Origin of the sequence: Agrobacterium sp. ST15.13.013 (genome assembly GCF_027956525.1) — a bacterium.
GTDB classification, from domain to species: domain Bacteria; phylum Pseudomonadota; class Alphaproteobacteria; order Rhizobiales; family Rhizobiaceae; genus Agrobacterium; species Agrobacterium salinitolerans.
The window spans coordinates 1-6,022 of the sequence record NZ_JAQKGP010000054.1; the positions used below are offsets into that span (position 1 = coordinate 1).

The following is a 6,022-nucleotide window of genomic DNA, read 5'->3' on the forward strand; positions in this document are numbered from 1 at the left end:
TTGGTGGGAGAGAACAATGCTGATCTTGGCGGCGATCCTGTTAGTCGTTCCCGAACTCGTGTCGTCGCTCATAGGACTGCTTTTGGCCGCTCCTGTATTGGGGCGGCAATTCACCGCCGCCAGACAGATGAAGGTGTGAGAATTGAGCGTCATCGCTTCTCTGCAATCCCCCGATCGAAGAATTTACCTGTGACGATCCCAACAATGCCCTGTCGCCACCACGTTCTTTGGCGTCAAACTTTGAATGAGAATGGAAATCCCATCTTTCTGGAGAAGCAGCCAAAGCTGCGGCACGCCTATTTAAAAGGCCAGCGCCGTCGTCTGCAGTATCATGCTGACATGCAGGGCTTGCGCCGGCGATCCATCCATTGGCCTTCGTGTCGACGGGTGGAGGCCTGGGTTTCGTCACTGAGGGAATAGCCGCGGTTCACCCACCCATTCGGGCGCAATGATTGAAACAGGAGCCAAAACTCTTGCAACGGGAGCCACTTCCCGATCAAATATCAGGCCATATGATCTTTACTTGAAGATCATATGGCCTATATTGCGAATATCCGGAGGCCATTATGCAAATCGCCGTCAAGCCCCACAAACCCGCGGAACTCAATGCCGTCGCACTCAAGGCCTATGCCAAGATCGCCGATGCATGGTCGCTGAGCCTCAGGGACGCAGCGGGCCTTGCCGACATGTCGGAGAGCACATGGAAGCGTGCGCGCAAACCGGGATTTACCGGCGAATTGACGAAGGACCAGTTGCTGCGCCTCAGTGCCGTGATCGGGATCTACAAGTCGCTCGAACTCTACTTCTCTGAGCAACTCTCCAGAAGCTGGTTCACGCGCCCGAACACGGGCCCTCTCTTCAGCGGCGCGCGCCCGGTCGACACCGCCATCGACGGCGGTCTCCCGCAAATTCTGGCAATCCGAACCTATCTGGACGCGCTTCGGGGCGGCGCATGAGGAAAACCGAACTGTCGGTTCGAGGACTGGTCCGCCTGCTGCCCGCAACCTACCACAAGCCGCCGGCGCTTCGCGGTCTCGTCGACAGCGACGAGGAACTGGAGGTTCTGGCCGAGATCGAGGGGTTGACCAGCGCCCGTTCGCTCGCCGAGCGCGGCCGCAATCCGCATCTCGATCCGCGAGAGCTTGCCTGGCGGCGGCGCAACCGTGACCTCAGAATCTACGGCGACACGCATGTCAATGCGGCCTTCACCTATACGCGGACAGGTGGCAACCGCTTCAACTCCGAAGATCGCGGAGCCTGGTATTGCGCCTGGGACGTGATGGTATCGGTCGCGGAGGTCGCATGGCACAGAACCCGCGAGCTTCGTTTCGCCGGCTCGTTCCATGACAGCGCCCGTTATGTCGAACTGATCTCCGACTTTATCGGAGAATTCGACGACCTGACCGATGAACCCGAACACGCCGCGCTCAATCCGGACCCGGAGGTTGGCTATCTCGAGGGACAGGAACTGGCCGCCCGGTTGCGGAGAGATGGAAGCCGCGGCCTCATCTATCCCTCCGTCCGTGCGCCCGTCGGAAACTGCCTGGTTTGTTTCGATCCGGGGACTGTCCAGAACGTCCGGCCCGGCGCGTCCTGGGATCTGAGCTGGCAAGGCACGCCGGACTATTCGATCGTCGCCATCTCGTAGCAGCGACGAAGCACAGGTTTCCGCGAAATCATGCGGAATGTCGAGAAGCCGCGTCCGCGTCTCGACAGGGCGGACAATCGTATCTGAAATCCATATGGGCCCCTCGGATCGCAGATTGGAATCGAAGGGCAGGATCAGCTACACGTCGGGCATAGAACCATGCATGGCGTTCAATCTCAATTACCGGCTATATTTTTGCGATTGGAGCTCGTGGTTTGACCTCCGTGGAATAGCTTTCGGCCCAAAACAGCCGCGTTTCGTGACAACGCGCGGACCGGATGTCACCCTGGCAAATGCATCTGGCGCCCGACAGTCAGTTGGACCATGAACCACACCCTCACCGATCGCTGCTCCTGACCCGACTTGTAGCAACCTCGCGAGTTCCCGCTCGTGACCAAAACGGCGGAGATCAGCATCACGGCCCTTTGGCATCACGCATGGAAGGTGCCCCGCATGTCGATGGCAACGCGAAACCGTCGTCAGGCTGTGCCGCTCGTCTCTTGCAGCAGCACCAGATCGCAATGAACTCCGCGTCGCCGCGAAAGGCGAGACAAGGATCTCGTTGTGCTGCCAACAGACAAATGCAACCCAATCTATCTCGAATTATCTTTCAGGCCTTGCCCCTGTTGAGGAAGTTCCATGATGAGCTTGCTAACGATCATCGGCGAGCCTTGCTCACCGGATGGCAGCGCTTTGCGTCTTTCCCTAATACAGCGCCGAAATCATGCGCGGATCTGAACACCGTCAACCTCCACCGTTTTACTTACCGTACAGGACGTTTTTCGAGGAATCGAGGCTCCGCTTCCCCATCGGCAAGCCCTTCACTTGGTCGCGCCAAATCATCCTGATCGAGAATCTGTATGGGATTGCACCCGTCAGAAGCGAGGGTCTTTTCCTCGTCTCAGGAGACCATTGTTTCATCAACATTGCCCTAAAAATTGCTATACCGGCACTTGCTGCAATCTTAATTTTCTACATCCGAAATGTTACATAAATACATGATTTTTCGATGTAATATTTCACTAAAATAGACAACGTAAACAGTTTCACAGCGCGTTCCGCCCTGATGCACAGTCATCACAGCAACACCTCAAAACGGCAAGCTGAAGCACACGCTGCCGGTCTTCTGTTGACGGCCGTCAGCCGACTCGGCAACCTCATACAATGACCGCGACCAACCGTTTCATTGCCGAACTTGTCCGCGACGCCAACAGGCTCGATCACCTCGACGGCTATCAGAAGCGGCGAATGCTCGAACGGGCCGTCACAACTATCCGCGACATGCGCGAAACAATCGGAACTCCACCCGGCCCCGGCCGTGACCGTCTCCTCGAGATCCAAACCGTTGCCCTCTCCATTGAACTCGGGTGGCGCAGCGATGAAGAGATCCGAAACGCTCTGCTGCTCGCGGCCGGCATGATCCGCGACCTGCATATCGTCCTCGACAGCAAAACCGACATCAGCACCGTCACGCCAACTCGCTAATCCTCGGCCCATATTCAGACGGCCAAATGGCAAATCATACCGACAACATTCAGCCTGCAACCATTAGGATTCCATTAACCATACCAGACCACCCTTCCCTTACAGCAACGATGGAGGTTGGCTATGGCTTACGACTGGGACCGGAATGAACGCGACGGTCGGTTCGATGAACTGGCGGCAGGGTTTATATTCTTCACAATTGTCACCCTACTTCTGGCATCAGCATATTTCGTGATAGGCTTTGCCAAATAGGGGCGCTTCATTTGCCTCCCTGCGAGCCAAGATAGGAAACGCCGGGGTGGCACCGTCGATAGACGAATGATTTCATCAGCCGCTTTATGCCTACCAGAGGTCAGTGAAGGAACATGACGGGCGATCTTGGCGGCAATATCCTGCTTCTCTCCGGCCACCCCGGATCCGGCAAGTCCACAATCGCCGAAACGCTTGCGAACCTTCCCGGCGTTCCAAAGGTGCATTTTCACAGCGATGATCTGTGGGGATATATCAAGCACGGCCGCATCGATCCATGGCTACCGCAATCCCATCAACAAAACCGCATGATCATGCAGATCGCCGCCGATGTTGCCGGTCATTACGCCAAAGAGGGCTACTTCGTCATCCTAGACGGCGTCGTGCGACCGGACTGGCTGCCGGCCTTTTCGGCGCTTTCTCGGACACTACATTACATTGTGCTGCGCACGACAGCTGCTGAGGCGATCGAACGCTGTCTGGCCCGGGGTGGCGACAGCCTCAGCGATCCGCTGGTCGTCGCTGATCTTCACTCGCAGTTTACCGATCTTGGCGCCTTTGAGCACCATGTCCTACCAGTGTCAGGCAAGGACAAGGAACAGACTTTGCACTCGGTCATCAATGCGCTGCAATCGGGACGTTTCGGTATTGATGTTTCCAAGTGAAGCAAACGATAACGAACGTGCAGGATGAAACAAGCGTGGCTCGGCCGACCATTTACCTCCTTCGTCACGGCGAAACCGTCTGGAACTCTCTTGGCCGGTTTCAGGGGCAACTGGATTCACCCCTTACGCAACGTGGCATTGAACAGGCGGATCATGTAGCTCACTTGCTCCGCGACACGCTCTGCAACGATGACCGGTTGTTCCAGATGCAGGTGAGTCCGCTTGGGCGCGTGCGCCAGACCGCTGAACGCGTACAGGCAAAGGTGCCTCTCCAGTCTGTCGAAGATGACCGACTGGTTGAGGTCACGACCGGGTCTTGGGACGGGATGACGCGGTTTGAGATCGACAACGAGTTTCCCGGCACTCTTGACGGATCCAACGCGTTCGACTGGTATTTCAGGTCGCCAGATGGCGAAAGTTTCGATGAGGTCTGCAAGCGCGCGACGTCATGGATCTCGGATGTCCGGCATCCGACCATTGCCATTTCCCATGGTCTGTTCGGGCGGATCCTTCGGGGTGTGTTTGTCGGACTTTTAAAGCAGGAAATGCTCGAACTTCCCGTTCCGCAGGATGGGTTTTACCGGCTAAATGATGGCAGGTGCGAGCTCATCACAGTTTGACCTGCACCACCTTGCTCCGGTAACTCCAGAGCTTCGGGGGCGCGCATCATGCCGGTAGAGGAGGACAACTTGCAAACACTCAACGACATCTATCTCGCCTACCTCGACTGCCTTAACCGCCAGGACTTCGATGACCTCGGCACCTTCGTCAACGACAATGTCGAACACAATGGCCGGCCCTTCGGGCTGTCGGGCTATCGCGATATGCTGGTCAAGGACTTTGCCGACATTCCCGACCTGCGATTTGAGGCAGAAATCCTTGTCAGCGACGTGACGCGGATTGCCGCTCGGATTCCGTTCAACTGCACCCCCAAAGCTACCTTCATGGGTCTTCCGGTCAATGGCAGGCGCGTTCAATTCTGCGAGCATGTGTTCTACGAATTCGAACACGCAAAAATCTGCAGGGTCTGGTCGGTCATCGACAAGGCTGCGATCGAACGCCAGATTGCCTGAATGCCGCCATCGGCGATTTCCGTCCTGCAGGTCACGATCGGCCCAAAAGCAACCAACTCTGTGCCTGGACACCACGATGCCGAATAGGCGCTTTGACCTGAGTGAAAACTCAAGCTGTCTTCGTCTCGTCGGTAATGTCGAGAGCGTCGCGGCTGCCAGACAGAGGCAGGGCGAGCGCACCGCGGGGATCGGCCTTGAGGCGCGCAAGCAGTGCCGCGCCAATACCGCCGGACGCACCGATGACGATGGCTCTATAGCCGCTTTCAAACGAGGCTATCATGAATGCGCTCCGTCAGCGGTTATCTCTGGGCGGGAAATTCGAGCTTTTTGACATCATAACCCAGCTCGCGCACTTTCATCATCATCCTCTCGAGCTTCGCCTTGGAGGGAACGTTGCGGGCGTAAACCCAGACATCGTCTGTGGATGGATTGGCGCTGATGAACCAGGACTTGTCAGGTGATTTATAGAGCACCCAGTAATTGAACGTGATCAGGAGTGGGTAACGGACCCTCATCTTCGCCTTGGTAGACGCGAAGTCCAAGATCTTTCCAACACCGTTGATGGTTTTCAACTTGCCCCGCGGCGTGCCTTCGCGGCAGCCATCTTCGACCAGCACTTCATCGGCCGACTTCCCCTGCCGGTAGGTGGAATAGCCGGCGACGCATCCGTCAGTCAGAAGCATCGGCATGCGACCGATTTCCAGCCATGTGCCCCGATAGTGACCGGCATCAACGGCAACAGGCTTGGGGGCAGCAGTAGCGAGCGAGCCCGAGAATAGAAGTAGCGAGACTGTCAGCGCACCGTAAGCGGCAAGCTGACCCCATCTGGCGTCAGTAGCGCGAGCTCAGCTATTGCGTAATGACTATTCACCAGCTGTGAGCTTCTATGTCTGCGCCTATCT

At 56.8% G+C, this 6,022-nt stretch carries 9 protein-coding genes; 7 read left to right on the top strand and 2 right to left on the bottom strand.

Annotated features, from left to right (window positions below; translation table 11 throughout):
- The first annotated feature begins 16 nt into the window (after nucleotides 1–16).
- From PL597_RS25630 to PL597_RS25660, 7 genes are all read left to right on the top strand, one after another.
- Nucleotides 17–139 carry a hypothetical protein gene (locus tag PL597_RS25630; RefSeq protein ID WP_271366562.1) on the top strand — a complete coding sequence of 41 codons (123 nt, stop codon included), beginning with the start codon at nucleotides 17–19 and terminating at the stop codon, nucleotides 137–139.
- A gap of 427 nt (nucleotides 140–566) precedes the next feature.
- A complete protein-coding gene (locus PL597_RS25635; RefSeq protein WP_217003847.1) occupies nucleotides 567–956 on the top strand; it encodes an MbcA/ParS/Xre antitoxin family protein in 390 nt (129 codons plus the stop codon).
- The gene (locus tag PL597_RS25640; RefSeq protein WP_271366615.1) at nucleotides 953–1,648 is read left to right on the top strand and encodes an RES family NAD+ phosphorylase; all 696 of its coding nucleotides are present in this window, start codon (nucleotides 953–955) and stop codon (nucleotides 1,646–1,648) included. Before PL597_RS25635 ends, PL597_RS25640 begins: the two co-directional genes overlap by 4 nt.
- Before the next feature lie 1,164 nt (nucleotides 1,649–2,812).
- On the top strand, nucleotides 2,813–3,133 hold the full coding sequence (locus PL597_RS25645) for a hypothetical protein (RefSeq protein WP_271366616.1): 321 nt from the start codon (nucleotides 2,813–2,815) through the stop codon (nucleotides 3,131–3,133).
- Between the two features lie 365 nt (nucleotides 3,134–3,498).
- Nucleotides 3,499–4,047, top strand: coding sequence for an AAA family ATPase (locus PL597_RS25650; protein WP_077984906.1), 549 nt, complete (start codon nucleotides 3,499–3,501; stop codon nucleotides 4,045–4,047).
- A gap of 17 nt (nucleotides 4,048–4,064) precedes the next feature.
- Nucleotides 4,065–4,667, top strand: coding sequence for a histidine phosphatase family protein (locus PL597_RS25655; protein WP_271366617.1), 603 nt, complete (start codon nucleotides 4,065–4,067; stop codon nucleotides 4,665–4,667).
- Between the two features lie 69 nt (nucleotides 4,668–4,736).
- Complete coding sequence (locus PL597_RS25660) at nucleotides 4,737–5,120, top strand: ester cyclase (protein WP_077984920.1); 384 nt, start codon at nucleotides 4,737–4,739, stop codon at nucleotides 5,118–5,120.
- 109 nt (nucleotides 5,121–5,229) lie between these two features.
- On the opposite strand, the gene PL597_RS25665 is transcribed toward PL597_RS25660, so the two are convergent.
- Both PL597_RS25665 and PL597_RS25670 read right to left on the bottom strand, forming a co-directional pair.
- Nucleotides 5,230–5,400: a hypothetical protein gene (locus tag PL597_RS25665; protein ID WP_271366618.1), complete on the bottom strand. Its 171-nt coding sequence runs from the start codon at nucleotides 5,398–5,400 to the stop codon at nucleotides 5,230–5,232.
- Nucleotides 5,401–5,419: 19 nt separating this feature from the next.
- Nucleotides 5,420–5,917, bottom strand: coding sequence for a lipocalin family protein (locus PL597_RS25670; RefSeq protein ID WP_271366619.1), 498 nt, complete (start codon nucleotides 5,915–5,917; stop codon nucleotides 5,420–5,422).
- Nucleotides 5,918–6,022 lie beyond the last annotated feature (105 nt).

What these genes read in the sequence shown, in the direction of transcription:
- PL597_RS25640 (WP_271366615.1), top strand. Translation starts at nt 953, where the DNA reads ATGAGGAAAACCGAACTGTCGGTTCGAGGACTGGTCCGCCTGCTGCCC.
- PL597_RS25665 (WP_271366618.1), bottom strand. Translation starts at nt 5,400, where the DNA reads ATGATAGCCTCGTTTGAAAGCGGCTATAGAGCCATCGTCATCGGTGCG.
- PL597_RS25630 (WP_271366562.1), top strand. Translation starts at nt 17, where the DNA reads ATGCTGATCTTGGCGGCGATCCTGTTAGTCGTTCCCGAACTCGTGTCG.
- PL597_RS25650 (WP_077984906.1), top strand. Translation starts at nt 3,499, where the DNA reads ATGACGGGCGATCTTGGCGGCAATATCCTGCTTCTCTCCGGCCACCCC.
- PL597_RS25645 (WP_271366616.1), top strand. Translation starts at nt 2,813, where the DNA reads ATGACCGCGACCAACCGTTTCATTGCCGAACTTGTCCGCGACGCCAAC.
- PL597_RS25635 (WP_217003847.1), top strand. Translation starts at nt 567, where the DNA reads ATGCAAATCGCCGTCAAGCCCCACAAACCCGCGGAACTCAATGCCGTC.